The organism is Rubrivivax gelatinosus IL144, from assembly GCF_000284255.1.
Lineage (GTDB): Bacteria > Pseudomonadota > Gammaproteobacteria > Burkholderiales > Burkholderiaceae_C > Rubrivivax > Rubrivivax gelatinosus_A.
Window position 1 is genome coordinate 555,582 of sequence record NC_017075.1, and the last position, 19,631, is coordinate 575,212.

The 19,631-nt window shown below is 71.8% G+C and carries 16 protein-coding genes; 11 read left to right on the top strand and 5 right to left on the bottom strand.

Annotated elements, in window-relative coordinates:
• Positions 1-83 precede the first annotated feature (83 nt).
• The 5 genes from pflB (at position 84) to RGE_RS02630 (ending at position 5,394) form a co-directional block, all read left to right on the top strand.
• Positions 84-2,339 (top strand): formate C-acetyltransferase, encoded by a 2,256-nt coding sequence (gene pflB, locus RGE_RS02610; protein ID WP_014426749.1) that lies wholly within the window; start codon positions 84-86, stop codon positions 2,337-2,339.
• Positions 2,326-3,144, top strand: a complete 819-nt coding sequence (pflA, locus tag RGE_RS02615; protein WP_081528195.1) for a pyruvate formate-lyase-activating protein — start codon at positions 2,326-2,328, stop codon at positions 3,142-3,144. The genes pflB and pflA overlap by 14 nt, the downstream gene beginning before the upstream one ends.
• An 82-nt stretch (positions 3,145-3,226) precedes the next feature.
• Positions 3,227-4,156 carry a bifunctional enoyl-CoA hydratase/phosphate acetyltransferase gene (locus RGE_RS02620; protein ID WP_014426751.1) on the top strand — a complete coding sequence of 310 codons (930 nt, stop codon included), beginning with the start codon at positions 3,227-3,229 and terminating at the stop codon, positions 4,154-4,156.
• Between the two features lie 12 nt (positions 4,157-4,168).
• Positions 4,169-5,065, top strand: a complete 897-nt coding sequence (locus RGE_RS02625; protein WP_014426752.1) for a formate/nitrite transporter family protein — start codon at positions 4,169-4,171, stop codon at positions 5,063-5,065.
• Positions 5,065-5,394: a hypothetical protein gene (locus RGE_RS02630; protein ID WP_014426753.1), complete on the top strand. Its 330-nt coding sequence runs from the start codon at positions 5,065-5,067 to the stop codon at positions 5,392-5,394. The genes RGE_RS02625 and RGE_RS02630 overlap by 1 nt, the downstream gene beginning before the upstream one ends.
• 68 nt (positions 5,395-5,462) lie before the next feature.
• On the opposite strand, the gene RGE_RS02635 is transcribed toward RGE_RS02630, so the two are convergent.
• Complete coding sequence (locus tag RGE_RS02635; protein ID WP_014426754.1) at positions 5,463-6,362, bottom strand: fumarylacetoacetate hydrolase family protein; 900 nt, start codon at positions 6,360-6,362, stop codon at positions 5,463-5,465.
• A gap of 232 nt (positions 6,363-6,594) precedes the next feature.
• Between RGE_RS02635 and RGE_RS02640 the strand changes: the two genes are divergently transcribed.
• Complete coding sequence (locus RGE_RS02640; RefSeq protein WP_014426755.1) at positions 6,595-7,182, top strand: NADPH-dependent FMN reductase; 588 nt, start codon at positions 6,595-6,597, stop codon at positions 7,180-7,182.
• Between the two features lie 93 nt (positions 7,183-7,275).
• Positions 7,276-9,165 carry a bifunctional metallophosphatase/5'-nucleotidase gene (locus tag RGE_RS02645; protein WP_014426756.1) on the top strand — a complete coding sequence of 630 codons (1,890 nt, stop codon included), beginning with the start codon at positions 7,276-7,278 and terminating at the stop codon, positions 9,163-9,165.
• 31 nt (positions 9,166-9,196) lie between these two features.
• Here RGE_RS02645 and RGE_RS23000 read toward each other — a convergent pair whose 3' ends face one another.
• Positions 9,197-10,195: an AraC family transcriptional regulator gene (locus RGE_RS23000; RefSeq protein ID WP_014426757.1), complete on the bottom strand. Its 999-nt coding sequence runs from the start codon at positions 10,193-10,195 to the stop codon at positions 9,197-9,199.
• Positions 10,196-10,293: 98 nt separating this feature from the next.
• Between RGE_RS23000 and RGE_RS02655 the strand changes: the two genes are divergently transcribed.
• The 4 genes from RGE_RS02655 to fusA all read left to right on the top strand — a co-directional run bounded on the left by RGE_RS02655 (position 10,294) and on the right by fusA (position 15,931).
• On the top strand, positions 10,294-11,430 hold the full coding sequence (locus tag RGE_RS02655) for an Acg family FMN-binding oxidoreductase (RefSeq protein ID WP_014426758.1): 1,137 nt from the start codon (positions 10,294-10,296) through the stop codon (positions 11,428-11,430).
• Positions 11,431-11,452: 22 nt separating this feature from the next.
• Positions 11,453-12,073: a DUF3313 family protein gene (locus RGE_RS02660; protein WP_014426759.1), complete on the top strand. Its 621-nt coding sequence runs from the start codon at positions 11,453-11,455 to the stop codon at positions 12,071-12,073.
• 64 nt (positions 12,074-12,137) lie between these two features.
• The gene (locus RGE_RS23005; protein ID WP_014426760.1) at positions 12,138-13,361 is read left to right on the top strand and encodes a sensor domain-containing diguanylate cyclase; all 1,224 of its coding nucleotides are present in this window, start codon (positions 12,138-12,140) and stop codon (positions 13,359-13,361) included.
• 539 nt (positions 13,362-13,900) lie between these two features.
• Positions 13,901-15,931, top strand: coding sequence for an elongation factor G (gene fusA / locus RGE_RS02670; RefSeq protein ID WP_014426761.1), 2,031 nt, complete (start codon positions 13,901-13,903; stop codon positions 15,929-15,931).
• 85 nt (positions 15,932-16,016) lie between these two features.
• Here fusA and creD read toward each other — a convergent pair whose 3' ends face one another.
• From creD to RGE_RS02685, 3 genes are all read right to left on the bottom strand, one after another.
• Entirely contained in the window at positions 16,017-17,363 is a 1,347-nt protein-coding gene (gene creD / locus RGE_RS02675) for a cell envelope integrity protein CreD (protein WP_014426762.1), read from the bottom strand.
• A gap of 86 nt (positions 17,364-17,449) precedes the next feature.
• Complete coding sequence (creC, locus tag RGE_RS02680) at positions 17,450-18,865, bottom strand: two-component system sensor histidine kinase CreC (RefSeq protein WP_014426763.1); 1,416 nt, start codon at positions 18,863-18,865, stop codon at positions 17,450-17,452.
• Positions 18,866-19,555: a winged helix-turn-helix domain-containing protein gene (locus RGE_RS02685; RefSeq protein ID WP_014426764.1), complete on the bottom strand. Its 690-nt coding sequence runs from the start codon at positions 19,553-19,555 to the stop codon at positions 18,866-18,868.
• Between the last annotated feature and the right edge of the window lie 76 nt (positions 19,556-19,631).

The window sequence follows — 19,631 nt, forward strand, 5'->3', positions numbered from 1 at the left end:
TAAGAACAACAATGGTCCCCGGCCCACCCGGCCGGGACCTTACGGAGACGGCCACCCGCCCCATTCGTTTTCAAGGAACCCAGATGAACACCATGACCATTGCCAGCAGCCGAGCCAACGCCTGGGAGGGCTTCGCCGGCGGTCGTTGGGAAACCGCGGTCGACGTCCGCGACTTCATCCAGAAGAACTACACCCCCTACGGCGGCACCAGCGCCTTCCTGGAAGGCCCGACGACGCGCACGCTGGCGCTGTGGAAGAAGCTGGCCGAGCTGCTGAAGCAGGAGCAGGCCAAGGGCGTGCTGGACGTGTCGGCCGACCGTCCGTCGACCATCGTGGCGCACGACGCGGGTTACATCGACCAGGGTCTGGAGCTCATCGTCGGCCTGCAGACCGACGCCCCGCTCAAGCGCGCGATCATGCCCAACGGCGGCCTGCGCATGGTGCAGTCGGGCCTGAAGGCCTACGGTTTCGAGAGCGACCCGACGGTCGACGAGATCTGGACCAAGTACCGCAAGAGCCACAACCAGGGCGTCTTCGACGTCTACTCCACCGAGATCGCCAAGGCGCGCAAGTCGGCGGTGCTGACCGGCCTGCCCGACGCCTACGGCCGCGGCCGCATCATCGGTGACTACCGCCGCGTCGCGCTGTACGGCGTGGACGCGCTGCGCAAGTTCAAGCAGCAGGAATACAAGGACCTGGACAGCCGCGAGTTCAGCGAAGACGTGCTGCGCCTGCGCGAAGAGCTCTCCGAGCAGGGCCGCGCGCTGGAAGAACTCAAGGTCATGGGCGCCAAGTACGGCTTCGACCTCGGCCGCCCGGCGCAGAACGCGCGTGAAGCCGTGCAGTGGACCTACCTCGGTTACCTCGCCGCGGTGAAGGAGCAGAACGGCGCCGCGATGTCGCTGGGCCGCGTCTCGACCTTCCTGGACATCTACATCCAGCGCGACCTCGACGCCGGCCTCATCGACGAAGCCCGCGCCCAGGAGTTCATCGACGACCTCGTCGTCAAGCTGCGCATCGTGCGTTTCCTGCGCACCCCCGAATACGACCAGCTGTTCTCCGGCGACCCGACCTGGGTGACCGAAGCCATCGGCGGCATCGGCGAAGACGGCCGCCCGCTGGTCACCAAGAACAGCTTCCGCTTCCTGCAGACGCTCAACAACCTGGGCCCGGCGCCCGAGCCCAACCTCACCGTGCTGTGGTCGGAGAAGCTGCCGCAGGGCTTCAAGGACTTCTGCGCCAAGACCTCCATCGACACCTGCTCGGTGCAGTACGAGAACGACGACCTGATGCGTCCGTACTGGGGCGACGACTACGGCATCGCCTGCTGCGTGTCTGCCATGCGCATCGGCAAGCAGATGCAGTTCTTCGGCGCGCGCGCCAACCTGGCCAAGGCGCTGCTGTACGCGATCAACGGCGGCCGTGACGAAGTCAGCGGCGAGCAGGTCGGCCCCGTCACCGAGCCGATCACCGGCGAAGTGCTGGACTACGACGAAGTCATCGCCAAGTTCGTGCCGACGATGGAGTGGCTGTCGGGCGTCTACATGAAGTCGCTCAACGCGATCCACTTCATGCACGACAAGTACGCCTACGAGCGCATCGAGATGGCGCTGCACGACCGCGACATCCTGCGCACGATGGCCTGCGGCGTCGCCGGCCTGTCGGTGGTCGCGGACTCGCTGTCGGCGATGCGTCACGCCAAGGTGCACGTCGTGCGCGACGAGCGCGGTCTGGCCACCGAGTTCCGCCTCGAAGGGCGCTACCCGGCCTTCGGCAACAACGACGAGCGTGTCGACACCATCGCCAGCTGGATCGTCGAGACCTTCATGGGCTTTTTGCGCAAGCAGAAGGCCTACCGCGGCGCCACGCCGACGATGTCGGTGCTGACGATCACGTCCAACGTCGTGTACGGCAAGAAGACCGGCAACACGCCCGACGGCCGCAAGGCCGGCGAGCCCTTCGCGCCGGGCGCCAACCCGATGCACGGCCGCGACTACAAGGGCGCGGTGGCCTCGATGGCCTCGGTGGCCAAGCTGCCGTACAGCTGCTCGCAGGACGGCATCTCCTACACCTTCACGATCGTGCCCAGCGCCCTGGGCCCGGACGAAGGCCAGCGCGTGGCCAACCTGGTGAACCTGATGGACGGCTACTTCGGCTCCGGCGGGCACCACATCAACGTCAACGTCTTCGACCGTTCGACGCTGCTGCACGCGATGGAGCACCCGGAGCTGTACCCGCAGCTGACGATCCGGGTGTCGGGTTACGCGGTGAACTTCATCAAGCTGACGCGCGAGCAGCAGCTCGATGTCATCAGCCGTACCTTCCATGCCTGCCACTGACGTCAAAAGCGTCGCGGTCGCCGCCCCGTGCGGCGGCACGCGGCCGGTGTCCGCGCCCGGCGCGGCGCCGGCTGCCGCCGTCACCGAAGGCTGGGTCCACTCGACCGAGACCTGCGGGACGGTGGACGGCCCGGGGATCCGCTACGTGCTGTTCCTCTCGGGCTGTCCGCTGCGCTGCGCGTACTGCCACAACCCCGACACCTGGCACCGTCACGACGGCACGCTCACCAGCGTCGCCGAGATCCTGACGGACATCGGCCGCTACCGCGGCTTCATCCAGGCCAAGGGCGGCGTGACGCTCAGCGGTGGCGAGCCGCTGACGCAGCCGCGCTTCGTCAAGGCGCTGCTGCGCGGCTGCAAGGCGATGGGCCTGCACACCGCGCTGGACACCTCGGGCTACCTGGGCGCCAAGGTCGACGACGAGATGATGGCCGACCTGGACATGGTGCTGCTGGACATCAAGGCCTTCAGCGAGAAGACCTACCACCGGCTCACCGGCGCCGAGCTCAAACCGACGCTGGACTTCGCGCGCCGCCTGGCCGCCCTGGGCAAGCCGATCATCCTGCGCTACGTGCTGGTGCCCGGCTGGACCGACCACGACAACGAGATCCGCGCGCTGGCCGCCTTCGCCGCCAAGCTGGGCAACGTGCAGCGTGTGGACGTGCTGCCGTTCCACCAGATGGGCGAGCACAAGTGGCACGACCGCGCGCTGGACTATCGCCTGGCCGGCGTGGCGCCGCCGTCCGAAGAACTGGCCGAGCACACGCGGCGGCTGTTCCGCGAGGCCGGGCTGGCCGTCGACTGACGCCGGCCCCGGCGCTTCCCACCGCTTCCGACACACCGGGTGCCTGCCCGGCCGGGCAGGCCTTTGCCTGGAGATCGCCACGATGTCGACCCTCTCCCTGTGCGCCGCGCCGAAAGCCCATGCGGCCGCCGCCCCGTGCGAAGCGCCGCTGCCGACGGCGCTGGTCTATCCCTGCGACGAGATCTCGCTGCGTGTGGCCGTCGAGGCCGCGTCTACCGGGCTGCTCGATCCGGTGCTCGTCGGCCCGGCGGCGACGATGCAGCGGCTGGCGGCGATGCACGCGCTGGACCTGTCGGGCTGCAGCCTCGTCGACGCCGCCTCGGCGCGCGCCGCCCTCGAGGTCGCCGCGCAGCTGGCGCGCGACGGCGAGGTCGGCGCGCTGATGCAGGGCGCGCTGCCGGCCGACGAACTGGTGGCCGTCGTGATGCGCAAGGACCACGGCCTGCGCGCCGCGCCGCGCCTGAGCCATGTCGCCGTCGTGCAGCTGCCCGGCCGGTCGCGGCCGCTGCTGATCACCGACGCGGCGATCAACGTCTCGCCCTCGCTGGAGGACAAGGCGCAGATCGTGCAGAACGCGATCCGGCTTGCGCAGGCGCTCGGTGTCGCGGCGCCCAAGGTCGCGATCCTGTCGTCGACCGAGACGGTGAACCCGAAGATCGCGTCGACGCTGGACGCGGCGGTGCTCTGCAAGATGGCCGAACGCGGCCAGATCGTCGGCGGCCTGCTCGACGGCCCGCTGGCGCTGGACGACGCGATCTGCGCCGACACCGCACGCGCCAAGGGCCTGGCCTCGCCGGTGGCCGGCGACGCCGACGTCCTGCTCGTGCCCGACCTCGTGGCCGGCGATCTGCTGGTCAAGCAGCTGCGCCTGTTCGCCGCGGCCGACGCTGCCGGCGTCGTGCTCGGCGCCCGGCTGCCGGTGATCCTGGCCGGCGCCACCGACACGCTGCGTTCGCGCCTCGCCTCCTGCGCCATCGCGGCACGGCTGGCGGCGGCGCGCGCGGCCGATTGAAAAAAGAACCCGATGAACGCTCCGCTGTTTGCTCCCGCCGCCGAGGCGGCCCCCCGCTCGCTGTTCGACCCGCTGGCGCCCGACGCGGTGGCCTGCGCCGCCGAGGAGATGGGCGTCAAGAAGGCCAAGGCCTCGGCCGCCCAGCAGTTCGGCCTGGCCGTGCTCGGCGGCGCCTTCGTCGCGCTGGGCGCGATGTTCGCCACCATCGCCATCGCCGGCGCCGACCACGTGCTGCCTTGGGGGCTGATGCGCCTGCTGATGGGCGCCGCGTTCTCGATGGGGCTGATGCTGGTCGTCGTCGCCGGCGCCCAGCTCTTCACCAGCGACGCGCTGATGGTCATGGCCTGGGCCAGCGGCCGGCTGGCCACGCGGCGCATGCTGCGCGTCTGGACCATCGTCTGGTTCGGCAACCTCGTCGGCGCGCTGGGCACCGCGACCATCGTCTTCCTCGGCGGCCAGTATGGTTTCGGTCACGGCGAGGTCGGTGCCAGCGCGCTGTACCTGGCCGCCAGCAAGGCCAGCCTGCCGCCGTTCAAGGCCTTCTCGCTGGCCATCCTGTGCAACGTGCTGGTGTGCCTGGCGACCTGGCTGTCGCTGGCCGCACGCAGCGTGACCGACAAGATCGTCGCGATGTTCCTGCCGATCACGGCCTTCGTGGCCGCCGGCTTCGAGCACTGCGTGGCCAACATGTACTTCGTGCCCTACGGCCTGATGGTGCGCTGGTTCGCGCCGGCCGCCTTCTGGGCCGAGCCCGCGGCGCAGGCCAAGGCGGCCACCGAGATCCCGGTGGCGCAGTACCTCGTCAACCTCGGCGTCGTGACGCTGGGCAACTGGGTCGGCGGCGCGCTGCTCGTCGCCGGCGCCTACTGGTGGCTGTTCCGTCGCGCGGCGGCGGGCGCCAAAGCCTGATGGCCGGCTTCGGCAACCCCAAGTCAACGGCGCGCGACGTCGAGCGTGCGCTGCTGCAGACCGGCCGCGCGCTGGCGCTGGACTGGCAGGACGCGGCGGCCGTGCAGGCGCTGGTGGCCGAGACGCTGGACCGGCGCCAGGGCCTGAAGGCCGCCGCCGGGCGTATGCCGCACGGGCGCGAACGCCAGCGGCTCAAACTCTGTGCGCTGGTGGTGTTGCGGCGCCGGCTGGAACTGGAGCTCGGTGCGGCCGATGCGCCGGGCGCGGCCTGGGCGACGCTGTCGCGCGCGCTGGACCGCGAAATCGAAAGCCGCCTCGCGGGCGGCTGAAAGCGCGCCGCCGTGCGGCGGCAGCATCGTGAAAGCCCGCCGCCTGGCGGCGGCGGGGGGGGGGCCGTTCAGGCGGCCGCGGTCTCGGCGAGCAGCAGGCTCACCGGGTCGTCTTCGACTTCGGGCGTCTCGTCGGCGATGACGTTGCTGAGGCGGCCGATGCCGGAGATCTCGACTTCGATCGTGTCGCCGGCATGCATGTACAGCGGCGGCACACGCTTCTTGCCGACGCCGCCGGGCGAGCCGGTGATGATCACGTCGCCGGGCGACAGCGCGCTGAAGGTGCTGATGTACTCGATCAGCTCGGCCACGGTGTGCAGCATCGCGCCGGTGCTTTCGTCCTGCACCTGCTGGCCGTTGAGGAAGGTGCGCAGGCGCAGCTGCTGCGGGTCGGGGATCTCGTCGGTGGTCACGATCCACGGGCCGAAGGCGCCGGTGTCGTGCCAGTTCTTGCCGGCGGTGAACCAGGTGTGCTGCCAGTCGCGCACCGAGCCGTCCATGTAGCAGGCATAACCGGCGACGTGCTGCAGCGCGTCTTCGCGCCGGATGCCGCGGCCGCCGGTGCCGATGACCACGGCGAGCTCGCCTTCGTAGTCGAACTCGCGGCTCTGCAGCGGCTTGACGACCGGGCAGCGGTGGCCGGTCTGCGAGTCGGGGAAGCGGATGAACAGCGTCGGCGCCGGGTTGGTCTCGTTGAACTCCTGGCGCTTGGCGGCGTAGTTCATGCCGACGCAGAAGATCTTGTTCGGACGGTCGATGACCGGCAGGAAGACGACGTCGGCTTCCTGGCAGTCGGCCGCGGCGTGTTCGTGCTGGCGCGCCAGCGCCAGGCCGTCGGGCGCGGCCAGCAGCGCGCGCAGCGTGGGGAAGCGGGCGCCCAGGCGCCGGCCCAGGTCGACGATGCCGTGTTCGTTGCGGATGCCGTAGCTGCGTTCGCCCCGGCCGTCGCGGAAGCTGAGCAATTTCATGAGGTCCTCTGAAAACGCTAGGGCATCGGCGTGCTCGTCGTGTCCGTAGCAAAAGGGTTGCGATGGCGACCACTGTAGGAAACGCGGCGATATCTTCATAGACTCAATTCCGAGGTTTCAGAGTTGCCACAAATGGCATTTCATTAGGTCGCCGATGCCCCGTTCGCACGAGGCGTTTGCCGCCGCGCATCGGTCTGCCTTAGCCTTGATTCCCGTCAATGCAGGGGCTGACATGGACCACATCCTCGTCTTCTACGGCTCGTACCGTTCCGACCGCATGGGCATCCGCCTGGCGCAGTTCATCGTCGACGGGCTGCGCGAACGCGGCGCGGCGCCCGAGCTGATCGACGCCAAGGCGGTGGGACTGCCGATGCTGGACCGCATGTACAAGGAGTACCCGCCCGGCGAGGCGCCGCCGGCGATGGAAGCGCTGGCGCGCAAGATCCGCGCGGCCGACGCCTTCGTCTTCGTCTGCGGCGAATACAACTGGGGCCCGCAGCCGGGGCTGAAGAACCTGACCGACCACTTTTTGGAGGAATGGTTCTGGCGCCCGGCGGCGATCGCCAGTTATTCGGCCGGGCGTTCCTCCGGCGTGCGTTCGGGCAGCACCTGGCACGCCATCCTGTCGGAGATGGGCATGGTCGTGATCTCCAGCGCGCTGGCCGTCGGCCCGATCGCGCAGACGCTGGACGCCGACGCCAAGCCGCAGGGCGGCCCCGGCGAATCGCTGCGCAAGGCCTTCGGGCGTTTCGCCGACGACCTGGCCTGGTGGACCGAGGCGGCACGCGAGCAGCGTGCGCGCAAGTCGCCACCTTATTGAAGGAAGAGGGCGGCGCTGCCGCCCGGCCATGTCACAGGGCTTTCACCCGCGGTCCAGATGATCCCCGGCTTTCATGACCCCTGGTGACCCTCCATGTCCTTGAATCCGCGACTGCGTCCGACCTTTCTGCGCCGCGCCGCCGTGCTCGGCATCACCTCGCTGGCCGTGGCCGCGCTGTCGGCCTGCGGCGGCGACGATGACGACAGCTATCCGGCGATCGAGCTGAACATCGCCCACGTCAACGACCACCACTCGCAGCTCGACCCCATCAGCGGCGTCACGCTGACGCTGGGCGGCGAAGCCACGCAGGTCGAGCTCGGCGGCTTCTCGCGCCTGACGACGCTGTTCAACGCCCAGTCCGGCACCAAGAACCTCTTGAAGCTGCACGCGGGCGACGCCGTCACCGGCACGCTCTACTACACCTTCTTCAAGGGCGAGGCCGACGCGAAGATGATGAACACCGTCTGCTTCGACGCCTTCGAACTCGGCAACCACGAGTTCGACGACGGCGACCAGACGACGCGCAACTTCATCGACATGCTGCACGCGGGCAGCTGCCAGACGCCGGTGCTTGCCGCCAACGTCGTGCCCGCCAGCGGCACGCCGCTGAACCCGTCCGGCACCTCGCTGGTCAAGCCGTACACGATCAAGACCTACGACGGCGTCAAGGTCGGCATCGTCGGCATCGACATCGCCGGCAAGACGACGAACTCCTCGCGCCCGCTGGCGACGACGCAGTTCCTCGACGAGGTCACGACGGCGCAGAAGTACATCGACGAGCTCAAGCACCAGGGCATCCGCCACATCGTGCTGCTGACGCACCAGGGCTACGACGTCGACAAGGCGATGGCCGCCAAGCTGACCGACGTCGACGTCATCATCGGCGGCGACTCGCACACGCTGCTCGGCGACTTCAGCGCCTTCGGCGTCGCCAGCTCGGGCGCCTACCCGACGCAGGTGACCAACAAGGACGGCGACAAGGTCTGCATCGGCCAGGCCTGGGAGTACTCCAAGGTCTTCGCGCTGATGAACGTGAAGTTCGACGACAAGGGCGCGGTGGCCAGCTGCAGCGGCAACGCCTCGCTGGTCATCGGCGACCGCTTCGCGCGCAAGAACAGCTCGGGCAGCTTCGTCGCCGTCGACGACGCGACCAAGGCGAACATCGTCGCCGGCCTGGCCAACGAGCCGCGCATCAAGGTGACGACGCCCGACGCCAACGCCGCCGCGCTGCTGGCGACCTACTCCTCGCAGGTCGCGGCCGAGAAGACCAAGACCATCGGCACCGCCACCGAGTCGCTGTGCCTGGTGCGCGTGCCGGGCGAGACGACCAACCGCTCGTCCGGCATCGACGGCTGCATCGAGACGGGGGCGCAAGCCAACCTGCAGGCGCGCGGCAGCGACGCGGCGCAGATCGTCGCCCAGGCTTTCCTCGCGGCCAGCAAGCGTGCGCACTTCGCGCTGCAGAACGCCGGCGGCGTGCGCGTGCCGCTGAAGGCCGGCACGCTGACGATGAACGACGCGTTCACGCTGCTGCCCTTCACCAACGTGCTCGTCGAGATCGACGTCACCGGCGCGCAGATGGTCGCGGCGCTGGAAGACGCCGTCTCCAACCACCTCGACAACGCCCAGTCCAGCGGCTCGCACCCCTACGCCGCCGGTCTGCGCTGGAACCTGGACATGAGCAAGCCCAAGGGCAGCCGCTTCAGCCAGGTCCAGGTGAAGGACCGCGTCAGCGGCGCCTGGTCGGCGATCGACCCGGCCAAGACCTACACGCTTGTAACCAACGACTTCGTCGCCGCCGGCCAGGACGGCTACGCCACGCTGGGCAAGGTCTACGCCACCGGCGCCTACGTGAACACCTACCTGCTCTACACCCAGACCTTCGCCGACTACGTGAAGGCCCAGGGCACGGTGGCGCGACCGGCGCGTGCCGACTACTCGCACCAGCAGGTGACCACGGCCGCGGGCGTGCAGCTGCCCTGAACCCGAGGCGGGCGGCGCGGCCGCCCGCGCCTCAGCGCCGCCCGGCCCGCCAGCGGCCGGGTGTCACGCCGGTCCAGCGCCGGAAGGCGCGGGTGAACGAGGTCTGCTCGGCATAACCGAGCCGGCTGGCCACTTCCACCAGCGCCAGCCCGGGCGTGGCCAGCAGCCGCGCCGCCTCTTCGCGGCGGAACTCCTCGACGACCTCGCTGAAGCTGCGGCCGATCCCGGCCAGCCGGCGCTGCAGCGTGCGTTCGGACACGCCCAGCAGCTCGGCCAGACGCGCGGCGTCGGCGTGGCCCTGCGCCAGCGCGTCGCGCAGCCGCGCGCGCAGCGCCTGCTGCAGCGACGAGTCGCCGGGCTGGGCGAGCTCGAGCCTGGCTGCCATGTCCTTCAGCGCGGCGTGCAGCATCGGGTCGGCGCTGCAGGTCGGCAGCGCCCAGGTGGCGGCGTCGATCAGCATCTCGGCGCAGGGGTGGCCGTAGGCCGGTGCCTGGCCGAACAAGGCCAGGCGTTCGTCGTCATCACCCGCCGGCCGCGCCACCGGCAGCCCCAGCAGCCGCGGCCGGAAGCCGCCGCCGGTGACCTGGCGCAGGCGCAGGAACAGCGTCGCCAGCGTGAATTCCAGCGCCTGCACCGGCATCGGCGCCAGCGCGCGCACGCGCAAGGCTTGGCCGCCGTCGTCCAGCGGGTCGATCTCCAGCGCGGTGTCGGTCGACACCATCGCGAAGTGCAGCCGCGCCGACTCGCAGCCGCCGGCCACGGTGTCGGCGCTGCCGACCAGGTAGTCCAGCGCCCCGAAGGCGCCGAAGGCGATCGTGCCGGCCAGCGCGCTGGCCAGGCCGGGGCCGTGCAGCGGCTCGGCGGCGTGCCACATGCGCACGTAGGCCTGCGCCGGCACCAGCGCGTCCGGCGCGTCGGGCAGGGGGCCCAGTGCGGCCTGCACGTGCGCCGCGTCCAGCCCCAGCGTCGCCAGGCCCTGGAGCTGCAGCCTGAGCGTCAGCGCGGGCACCCAGGCCGGGGCTTCAGCCATGGAGCCGGATGTTCAGAGACTGGCGCGTTCTGGCAAGCCGGCGCGGGGCCCGGTTCATACAGTGAGTCCATCGACGAGCGAGCCGGAAGCTTAGAACAATGAAACGACGTTCCTGGATGCGCGTGCTGGCGGCCGGCGGCGTGACGACCCTGCTGCCGGGCTGCGACACGATGCCCGCCGCGGCCACGGCCCCGTGGCACGAACCCGGCGCCGGTGAAATCGACCCGCGGCGGCGGGCGCTGGCCTGGGCGCTGCTGGCGCCCAGCCCGCACAACCTGCAGAGCTGGGTGGCCGACCTGCGCGAGCCCGGCCTGATCCGGCTGTCGGTCGACCTGCAGCGCCTGCTGCCGGCCGCCGACCCGCAGAACCGCCAGGTGCTGATCGGCTGCGGCGCCTTCCTCGAACTGCTGTGCCTGGCCGCTGCCGCGCAGGGCCAGCGTGCCGACGTGACGCTGCTGCCCGAAGGCGAGTACTCCGCCGGGGGCGTCGACGCGCGGCCGTTCGCCTGCGTCCGGCTGACGGCCGACGCCGGCCTGCGGCCCGACCCGCTGTTCGCCGCGGTGCCGCTGCGCCGCAGCAACCGTGCACCTTACGGCGAGCGCGTGCCCGACGCCGCGGTGCTGGCGGCCCTTGTCGCCGCGGCGCGGCGCCCTGGCCTCACGCTGCGCGCCAGCACCGAACCCGCCCAGGTGCGCCGCCTGGGCGCGCTGGCGGCCGCCGGCTGCCGCGTGGAGTTCGGCGACGCCGCCACCTGGGCCGAGAGCGCCGGGCTGATGCGCGTCGGGGGCGCGGCGGTGGCTGCTGAGCCCTCGGGTTTTGCCGTCACCGGGCTCCAGGCCTGGTTCGCACGGCGGCTCGGCCTGCTGGACGAGGAGCCCCGGCGCCGCACCGACGGCGTGGTCGCGCGCTCGGCGCTGGCCGGGGCGCTGGATGCGATCGAGCACACGCCGGCCTGGATCTGGCTGGTCAGCGACGACAACCGCCGGCACACGCAGATCGAGGCCGGCCGCGCCTACCTGCGCACCGACCTGGCCGCCGCCGAGCAGGGCTGGGCGGTGCACCCGAACTCGCAGCAGCTGCAGGAGTTCGACGCGATGGCGCCGCTGTACCGGCGCCTGCACGCCGAGCTGGGCGTCGCCGCGCCGGCGCGGGTGCAGATGCTCGTGCGCCTGGGCCTCGCGCCGCGTCCCGAGCCTGCGCCGCGGCGCCCGCTGGGCCGCTTCCTGCGCGGCTGAGCCCGTCTTTCCGAGGACCGTGATGAACAAGCTGACTCGTTTTGCTGCCACCGCCATCTGCATCGCCGCCTTGTCGGCCTGCGGCACCGTGATGCCCACCGCCGACAGCGGCTATCTCAGCGACTCCCGCGCACTGGTGCCCGCCGCCGACGCGTCGGGCGCCCGGCGCGTGGCGGCGCAGGCGCTGGACCCGGCCCGCGTGACGATCGCCGAGGTCGTCTGGCGCGCCGATGCGCACAGCGACCTCGGCGACGACGAACGCCAGGCGCTGCTCGCCGGGCTGGAGCGTGAACTGCGTCAGGCCGTGCAGGCGCTGCCGCCGGCGCCCGAGGGGCGGCCGGCGCGCATCCGCGCGGCGATCACGCGGGTCGAGACCGTCTCGCCGGGCCTCAACACGCTGGGCACGCTGCTGCTGATCGGCCCGCTGGACCGCGGCGGCGCGGCCTTCGAGATCGAGGCCGTCGACGCGGCGACCGGCGAGCAGCTCGCGGCGCTGCGGCTGGGCTACTTCGCGCCGCTGGGCGAGCTGAAGGCCCGCTTCAGCCGGCTGGCGCCGGCGGGGATCGCGGCCCACGAGGCGGCGCTCGAGTTCGCCGCCCTGCTGCGGCCGGCGGCATCCCCCGAAGAAGCGCCGCGCCGCTGAACCGCGGCACGGGGGCCGTGCCACACTGCTGCGGTTTCCAGCTCCGGCCCTTGGCGGCCTTCCGATGGACTCCGGCGATCGCAACCGTGTCCGCCTCGGCGGCGACGACGACGACACCCTGGCCCGTGCGGCGCGGCTGCTGCAGCAGCATGGCTTCGTCGTCGAGCGCGGCGACGGCGCCGCCCTGGCCGCCGAGACCGGCCGCCGCCGTGCCGCCGAAGCCGCCTTCCGCCTCAACGAGGAGCGCCTGGACGCGCTGCTGGCGCTCAGCGAACGCCACCATGCCTCGGTCGAGGAGCTGGCCCAGTTCGCCATCGACGAAGGCGTGCGCCTGACGCGCAGCACGATCGGCTACCTGCACTTCGTCAACGACGCGCAGGACGGCTTTCTGCACTACTTCTGGTCCCGGGGTTCGCGCGAGACCTGTGCCGCGGTCGAGCTGATGGACTACACGGTCTGCACCGCCGGCATCTGGGCCGACGCGCTGCGCCTGCGCCGCCCGGTCGTGCACAACGACTACCCGAACGAACCGACCCGCCGCGGCCTGCCCGAAGGCCACCACCCGCTGTCGCGCCACATGAGCATCCCGGTGCTGCGCGACGACAAGGTGGTGGCGATCTGCGGCGTCGCCAACAAGCCGGCGCCTTACGATGCGGCCGACCTGCGCCAGCTGCGGCTGCTGGCCAACCGGCTGTGGAGCATCGTCGAGTCCCAGCGCACGACCGCGGCGCTGGAAGCGGCCAACGCCGAGCTGTCGCGCGTGGCCGGCATCGACGCGCTGACCGGCGTCGCCAACCGGCGTGCGCTGGAGACCTTCCTCGAGCGGCAGTGGAAGATCGCGGCGCGCGAAGGCTGGCCGATCTCGCTGCTGATGCTGGACATCGACTGCTTCAAGGCCTTCAACGACACCTACGGCCACCAGGCCGGCGACGCGGCACTGAAGGCCGTCGGCGCGGCGGCCTCCGAGGTCGCACGCCGTCCCAACGACCTCGTCGCACGCTACGGCGGCGAGGAGTTCCTCGTCGTGCTGACGCGCGCCCAGGAAGACGACGCGATGGCCATCGCCTGCGGCCTCGTCGAACGTGTCCGGGCGCTGGGCCTGGTGCATGGCGGCTCGGCCTGCGCGCCGGTGGTGACGGTGAGCATCGGCGCGGCCTCGCACGTGCCGCAGCCCGACGGCCCGGCCGACTGGCCGGCTCTGGTGGCGGCGGCCGATGCCGCGCTCTACGCCGCCAAGCAGGGCGGGCGCAACCGGGCGTGCGCGGCGTCGAGCCGGGCCGCGGCCTGAGCCGCCGTCCTCAGCAGATGCGCGGCAGCTGCTCGCCGACCAGCATGTCGACGACACGCCGGCACCGGGCGAAGAGCGGCCTCTTCGTCAGCGCCGGCGTGGCAGCGGGCTGCGCGCGCACCGCTGCGGCGTTTGTCCACACCCCCAGTGGTGCTGGCCGCGGCCGGGTACACCGCCGCACGCGCCGCTTGAGACAATCCACATCCATGAAAACCGCGTCCCGCATGAGCAAGGCGACCATCGCCACCTGACCACGCCTTTCGACGCGATCGGAAGGCTTGCGCCTTCCGGCCCCGAACCCCGGCAAGCGCGAGCTTCCCGGGGTTTTCCGTTTTCCACCTTCCGGACTTCTGCCGTGCGCACCTACGACAAGCTGATCGCCACGATTCCCGCTCGCCGGAGCGGGAACTGCGTGCGCCCGTGCTTCGGCTGCGCCTTGCACATCAGTCGCTAGCCCTCAGGCGGATCGCCTGGCGGCTGGCGTTGCCGACCAGGCCCTCGACGGAGCCCCGAGCGGGGCTTCGCGACGAAAGATCCGTATGAACTCGAACGACAGAAACCTCCGCAACATCGGCGTCATCGCCCACGTCGACGCGGGCAAGACCACGGTCACCGAACGCATCCTGTTCCACACCGGCGAGAACCATCGCATCGGCGAGGTGCACGACGGCAGCGCGCGCATGGACTTCGACCCGCAGGAACGCCAGCGCGGCATCACGATCGACAGCGCTGCCGTGTCCGTGCAGTGGAAGGGCGCGCAGATCAACATCATCGACACCCCCGGCCACATCGACTTCAACGTCGAGGTGCGCCGCGCGCTGCGCGTGCTGGACGGCGCCGTCGTGGTGTTCGACGGCGTCGCCGGCGTCGAGCCGCAGACCGAGACCAACTGGCGCCTGGCCGACGGCTACGGCGTGCCGCGCATCGCCTTCGTCAACAAGCTGGACCGCGTCGGTGCGGACTTCCGGCGCGTGGTCTCGATGATCGGCGAGCGCCTGGGCGTCAAGGCCCTGGTGCTGCAGCTGCCCATCGGTGCCGAAGGCGGGTTCCGCGGCGTCGTCGACCTGCTGGCGATGCGCAGCCTGGTCTGGCCGCACGACGACGCCAGCGAACCGCCGCAAGTCGGCGCGGTGCCGCCCGAGCTGCTGGACCTGGCCGTGCGCGAGCGCGAGCGCCTGCTCGAGGCCGTGGTCGAACAGGACGACGAGCTGCTGCTGGCCTATCTGAACGGCCAGGCGCTGCCGGTCGAGGCCTTGCGCCGCGCGATCCGCAAGGGCGTGCTGGCGCAGGCCTTCGTGCCGGTGCTGGGCGGCTCGGCCTACCGCAACCGCGGGGTCGAGCCGCTGCTCGACGCCGTCGTCGACTTCCTGCCGCGCCCGGGCGATCTGCCGGCTACCGAGAACCGGCCGGCGGCCGATGCACGCGCGCCGCTGGCGGCGCTGGCGTTCAAGCTCGCTCACGACGGGCATGCGGGCATGGTCTTCGTGCGCGTCTACAGCGGGCGCCTGCGCCGTGGCGACACGGTGCTGAACACGGTCACCGGTCGCGTCGAGCGCGTGTCGCGGCTGTACGAGGTGCACGCCGACGAGCGCATCGACATCGACGAAGCGCAGGCGGGCGACATCGTCGCCGTCGTCGGGCTGAAGGACACGCTGACCGGCCACACGCTGAGCGACCGGGCGCATCCGGTGCAACTGGAGACCATCAGCGTGCCCGAGCCGGTGATCGACGTCGCGCTCGAGCCCCTGCGCCAGGCCGACCAGCAGGCGCTGACGGCGGCGCTGGCGTTGCTGCAGCGCGAGGACCCGAGCCTGCGCGTGCGCCAGGACGCCGAATCCGGACAGCTCATCCTGTCCGGCATGGGCGAGCTGCAGCTGGAGGTGGCGGTCGAGCGGCTGCGCTCGCGCCACGGCATCGACGCGGCGGTGGGGCGGCCCGAGGTCGCCTACCGGGAGTCGATCTCGAAGGAGGCGGAAGTGAACCATGTGCATCGCAAGCAGAGCGGCGGCCCCGGCCAGTTCGCCGAGCTGCGGCTGCGCCTGGCGCCGCTGGAGCGTGGCGCGGGCCTGCGTTTCGAGAGCCGGATCACCGGCGGCGCGATCCCGAAGGAGTTCATCCCGGCGGTCGAGGCCGGCGTGCGCCGCGCTGCGCAGTCGGGGGTGCTGGCCGGGTTCCCGACCGTGGACCTGCAGGCCACGCTGCTGGACGGCAGCTTCCACGAGCGCGACTCGTCGACGCTGGCTTTCGATCTGGCGGCGGCGGCGGCGTTCCGCGAAGCCGCGGCCCAGGCCGGGCCGGTGCTGCTCGAGCCGGTGATGGCCGTCGAGGTGATCACGCCGCAGGACCATCTGGGCGACGTCATCGGCGACCTGCACCGGCGGCGCGGCACCGTGCGCGCCCACGGCTCGCGCGGCAACGCCGCGGTGATCGACGCCGAGGTGCCGCTGAAGGAGATGTTCGGCTACATCGGCAGCCTGCGCGCCCTGTCGCAGGGGCGGGCGCAGTACACGATGCAGTTCGACCGTTATCGCCAGGCGGCGGCCGAACGGGCGGCGTCGATGCCGGCTTGATCGGCGGGGAGGGCGCGGGCGGAGGCCCGCGCCCTCTTGCGCATCGAGATCCGGTCCGACGCCCGGCGCGTCCCGGTCGCCGCTCTCAGGCCGGCTCGGTGCCGCCCGCCCCCAGTCGATACCAGTCCAGCCGCCGCGTCAGCAGCATCACCGCCGCCAGCGCCGCGAACAGGCCCAGCGAGCCGACGAGCAGCGCCGTCTGCTCGCGCAGCAGCAGCAGGTACAGGAGGCCGTAGAGCAGCGCCATGCCGGCGCCGAACAGCCAGCCGTCACGCACGCCGCCCAGCATGTGGCGGCCGTAGCTGCCCAGCAGCAGCACGCAGGCGGCCGCGGCCAGGCCGTACGCGGCGGCAAAGGGAAGTTGCTCCGACAGCGCCAGCAGCAGCAGGAAGAACAGCGCCAGCGCCAGCCCGACCAGCGCGTACTGCACCGGGTGCACGCGGCGCACGCGCCGGCGCGCCAGCGTCTCGGCCAGCGCCACCGCGGCGAAACTCAGCACGACGAAGAGCAGGCCGTACTTGATCGCGCGGTCGGCCAGCACGTAAGGGTTCACCGGGTCGGTGAAGGTGACGGCCAGCGTGTCCAGCGCCGCCAGCCGGGGTTTGTCGCCGCCGGCCTGTTCGACGGTCTGCGCCGCGTTGCTGGCCAGCGCGCTGACCGACCAGCGGGCGTCGAAACCGTCGTCGCGCACCTCGCGTGTCACCGGCAGGAAACGGCCGCCGAAGGACGGGTGCGGCCAGTCGGAGGCCAGCGTCCACTGCAGGCGGCGCGCGGCGGGTACCACCGCCAGTTCGGCCGTGCCGACGAGGTCCAGCACCACGTTCAGTTCGAGGGCGCCGCCGTCGGCCGTCGCGGCCGGCAGCCCGGCGTGCAGGCCGTCCTTCCAGGTGGCGTGGCCGGTGCCCGGTTGCAGCTCCAGCGCGCGGCCGGCGAGCTGGATGCCGGCGCCGCGCAGCCCGCGCGGGTCGGCCACCGCCACCCACACCGTCGGCGCCTGGCAGCTGACGCGGCCGCCGGCGTTTTCGGCTTTCGGCTGCAGCGCCGCCAGCTGCGGCCAGCGCGCCTGCAGTTCGAGCCGGGCGCTGTAGCCGTTCACCTTGAACAGGCCGCGGTAGCGCGCGTCGGCCTGGGTCTTCGTGTTCGCCACCAGCTCGGCGGGCACGGCCTGCAGCCCGAAGCTGCGGCGCGCGACGCCGCTTCGGCGCTCGCTGCCGCTGCCTTGCACCACGTCCCATTCCTCGACACACTGGCGCTGCAGCACCGGCCCCATCAGCGTCTGCGCGCCGGCGTACGACTGCTGCACGCTGGCCACCGCCTCGCGCTGGTAGTCCTGGCGCTCGTCGACCAGCCAGCCGATGCGCGCCAGCACCACAGAGATCAGCAGCACCGTGGCCAGCACGGCCATCACTTTCACCACCACCGGGTTTCGCATCGCTCCTCGCTCCGTTGTTTCACGATGCGCCGCAGTCTGGCCAGCGGCGGTGAAGCGGCGATGGGCTGCGTGAAGCGGGCGTGAAGTCAGGGGAAGCGCAGCACGACACGCAGCCCCGGCGCGGCCGGCTCGAAGCCGACGCTGCCGCCGTGCAGCCACAGCACCTGGCGCACGATGGCCAGGCCCAGGCCGCTGCCGCGGCCTTCGCCGGTGCTGAAGAAACGTTCGCCCAGGCGTGCCAGCGCGTAGTCGGGCACGCCGGGGCCGTGGTCGCGCAGCGACCATTCGAGCGTGCCGCCGTCGTGCCGCACCTGCACCTCCAGCGGCGTGCCGGCCGGGGCATGGGCGATGGCGTTGGCCAGCACGTTGGACAGCGCCAGCCGCAGCCGCTCGCCATCGCCCATCACCACGGCCGGTTCGGCCGGCAGCCGCAGGCGTTCGCCGGCGCCGTGGGCCTGGGCGACTTCCAGCGCCAGCGTGTTCAGGTCCACCGGCGTGCGTGTCGGCAGCGCCTGCAGGCTCTCCAGCTTGGACAGCTCGAGCATCTGCTCGACGATGGCCTGCAGCCGCCGCGCCTGCACGTCGACCTGCTGCACGAAACGCCGGCGGTCGGCCTCGGGCAGGTCTTCGTGCAGCAGCTCGGCGGCGCCGCGGATGCCGGCCAGCGGCGTCTTCAGTTCATGGGTCAGCGCACGCACCTGGTGTTCGAGCTGCTCGCGGCCTTCCAGGCGCTGGCGCATGCGGTCCATGGCCTGCGCCAATTCGCCGAGCTCGCCGCCGAGTGCGGGCGGCGCCGGCGGCGTGCGCCGCGGGCCTTCGGCGCTCTCGCCGACCGCCTGCGCGTAGGCGCGCAGCCGCCGCACCGCATGCACCGCCCACAGCGTCACGACGACGCCGATGGCCAGCGACAGCCCGAGCAGCAGCACGCCGGCCCACAGCACCTTGTGTTCGGCGCGTTCGACGAAGGGCATGATGGTCGCCAGCGGCTTGGCGACGACGAGCACGCCGACGGTGCGGCCGCCGCTGCGCACCGGCGCGGCGACGTGCATCACCGAGCTCTGGTCGCTGGGGCCGCTCTTGGTGGTGCGTGCGCCGTATTCGCCGCGCAGCGTCAGCAGCACGTCGCGCCAGCGCGAGTAGTCCTGGCCGGTGGCCGGCGGCGTGCCGGAGTCGAAGACCACGCGGCCGCCGGCGTCGGTGACGACGACGCGCAAGTCCAGCGTCGTCTTCTGCAGACCCCAGATCTTCACGTCGACCTCGCGTGCCGCGTACTCGCGCACCGCGCCGGCGAAGGGCCCGTCGCCCAGCGTGCCGCCGGCCGGCAGCGCCGCCAGTTCGGGCGCGGCGACCTCGGCCAGCAGGTTGGCGCTGTCGACCATCACGTCTTCCATCACCTCGCGCACGCTGGGCTTGATCTCGGTGACGAAGACGCGCAGCACGAAGAACGCCGCCAGCCCGGTGATCGCAGCGAAGGCGAAGAACAGGCGCAGGCCGATGTGCATTCAGCCCTCGCCGTCGGCCAGCGTGTAGCCCAGGCCGCGGTGGGTGGCGATCGGGTCGGCGCCCGGATGCACGTCGCGCAGCTTGGCGCGCAGCGTCTTCACGTGCGTGTCGACGGTGCGGTCGGCGGCTTCGGACTGGGTGCCCCAGACGCGGTCGAACAGCGTCTCGCGCGACAGGATGCGCCCGCGCGCCAGGATCAGCTCGCGCAGCAGGCCGTACTCCAGCCGCGTCAGCGCGAGCACGGCGCCGCGGTAGCGGATGCGCTGGCCCGGCTCGTCGAGCTCGAAGACCTGCTGCGCGGCACGCGGCATCGCGGCGCGGCGCAGCAGCGCACGCACGCGCGCCACCAGCTCGCGCGGGCTGAAGGGTTTGGGCAGGTAGTCGTCGGCGCCGGCTTCCAGGCCGAGCACGCGGTCGATCTCCTCGCCGCGCGCCGTCAGCAGCATCAGCGGCAGCGTCGCGACGCGGGCGTCGCCGTCGGCGCGCCAGCGCCGCAGCAGGTCCAGGCCGTTGCCGTCGGGCAGCGCGACGTCGAGCACCGCGGCGGCGGGCAGGGTGCGGCGCAGCGCCGCCTCGGCGTCGCGCAGCAGCGCCACGGCCTCGACGGCGAAGCCCTCGCGTTCGAGCGCGAAGGCCACCGTGCCGGCGATCGCGTTGTCGTCTTCCAGCAGCAGGATGCGGGGCTTCATCGCTCGCTCGGTCAGCTCACGCCTTGGTGGCGCCGAGTCTAAGCGGGCCCTCGTAGCACCCCCGGCGCTGCGGGCG

Coding starts and splice junctions, on each gene's coding strand:
- pflB (WP_014426749.1), top strand. CDS start 84: ATGAACACCATGACCATTGCCAGCAGCCGAGCCAACGCCTGGGAGGGC.
- pflA (WP_081528195.1), top strand. CDS start 2,326: ATGCCTGCCACTGACGTCAAAAGCGTCGCGGTCGCCGCCCCGTGCGGC.
- RGE_RS02620 (WP_014426751.1), top strand. CDS start 3,227: ATGTCGACCCTCTCCCTGTGCGCCGCGCCGAAAGCCCATGCGGCCGCC.
- RGE_RS02625 (WP_014426752.1), top strand. CDS start 4,169: ATGAACGCTCCGCTGTTTGCTCCCGCCGCCGAGGCGGCCCCCCGCTCG.
- RGE_RS02630 (WP_014426753.1), top strand. CDS start 5,065: ATGGCCGGCTTCGGCAACCCCAAGTCAACGGCGCGCGACGTCGAGCGT.
- RGE_RS02635 (WP_014426754.1), bottom strand. CDS start 6,362: ATGAAATTGCTCAGCTTCCGCGACGGCCGGGGCGAACGCAGCTACGGC.
- RGE_RS02640 (WP_014426755.1), top strand. CDS start 6,595: ATGGACCACATCCTCGTCTTCTACGGCTCGTACCGTTCCGACCGCATG.
- RGE_RS02645 (WP_014426756.1), top strand. CDS start 7,276: ATGTCCTTGAATCCGCGACTGCGTCCGACCTTTCTGCGCCGCGCCGCC.
- RGE_RS23000 (WP_014426757.1), bottom strand. CDS start 10,195: ATGGCTGAAGCCCCGGCCTGGGTGCCCGCGCTGACGCTCAGGCTGCAG.
- RGE_RS02655 (WP_014426758.1), top strand. CDS start 10,294: ATGAAACGACGTTCCTGGATGCGCGTGCTGGCGGCCGGCGGCGTGACG.
- RGE_RS02660 (WP_014426759.1), top strand. CDS start 11,453: ATGAACAAGCTGACTCGTTTTGCTGCCACCGCCATCTGCATCGCCGCC.
- RGE_RS23005 (WP_014426760.1), top strand. CDS start 12,138: ATGGACTCCGGCGATCGCAACCGTGTCCGCCTCGGCGGCGACGACGAC.
- fusA (WP_014426761.1), top strand. CDS start 13,901: ATGAACTCGAACGACAGAAACCTCCGCAACATCGGCGTCATCGCCCAC.
- creD (WP_014426762.1), bottom strand. CDS start 17,363: ATGCGAAACCCGGTGGTGGTGAAAGTGATGGCCGTGCTGGCCACGGTG.
- creC (WP_014426763.1), bottom strand. CDS start 18,865: ATGCACATCGGCCTGCGCCTGTTCTTCGCCTTCGCTGCGATCACCGGG.
- RGE_RS02685 (WP_014426764.1), bottom strand. CDS start 19,555: ATGAAGCCCCGCATCCTGCTGCTGGAAGACGACAACGCGATCGCCGGC.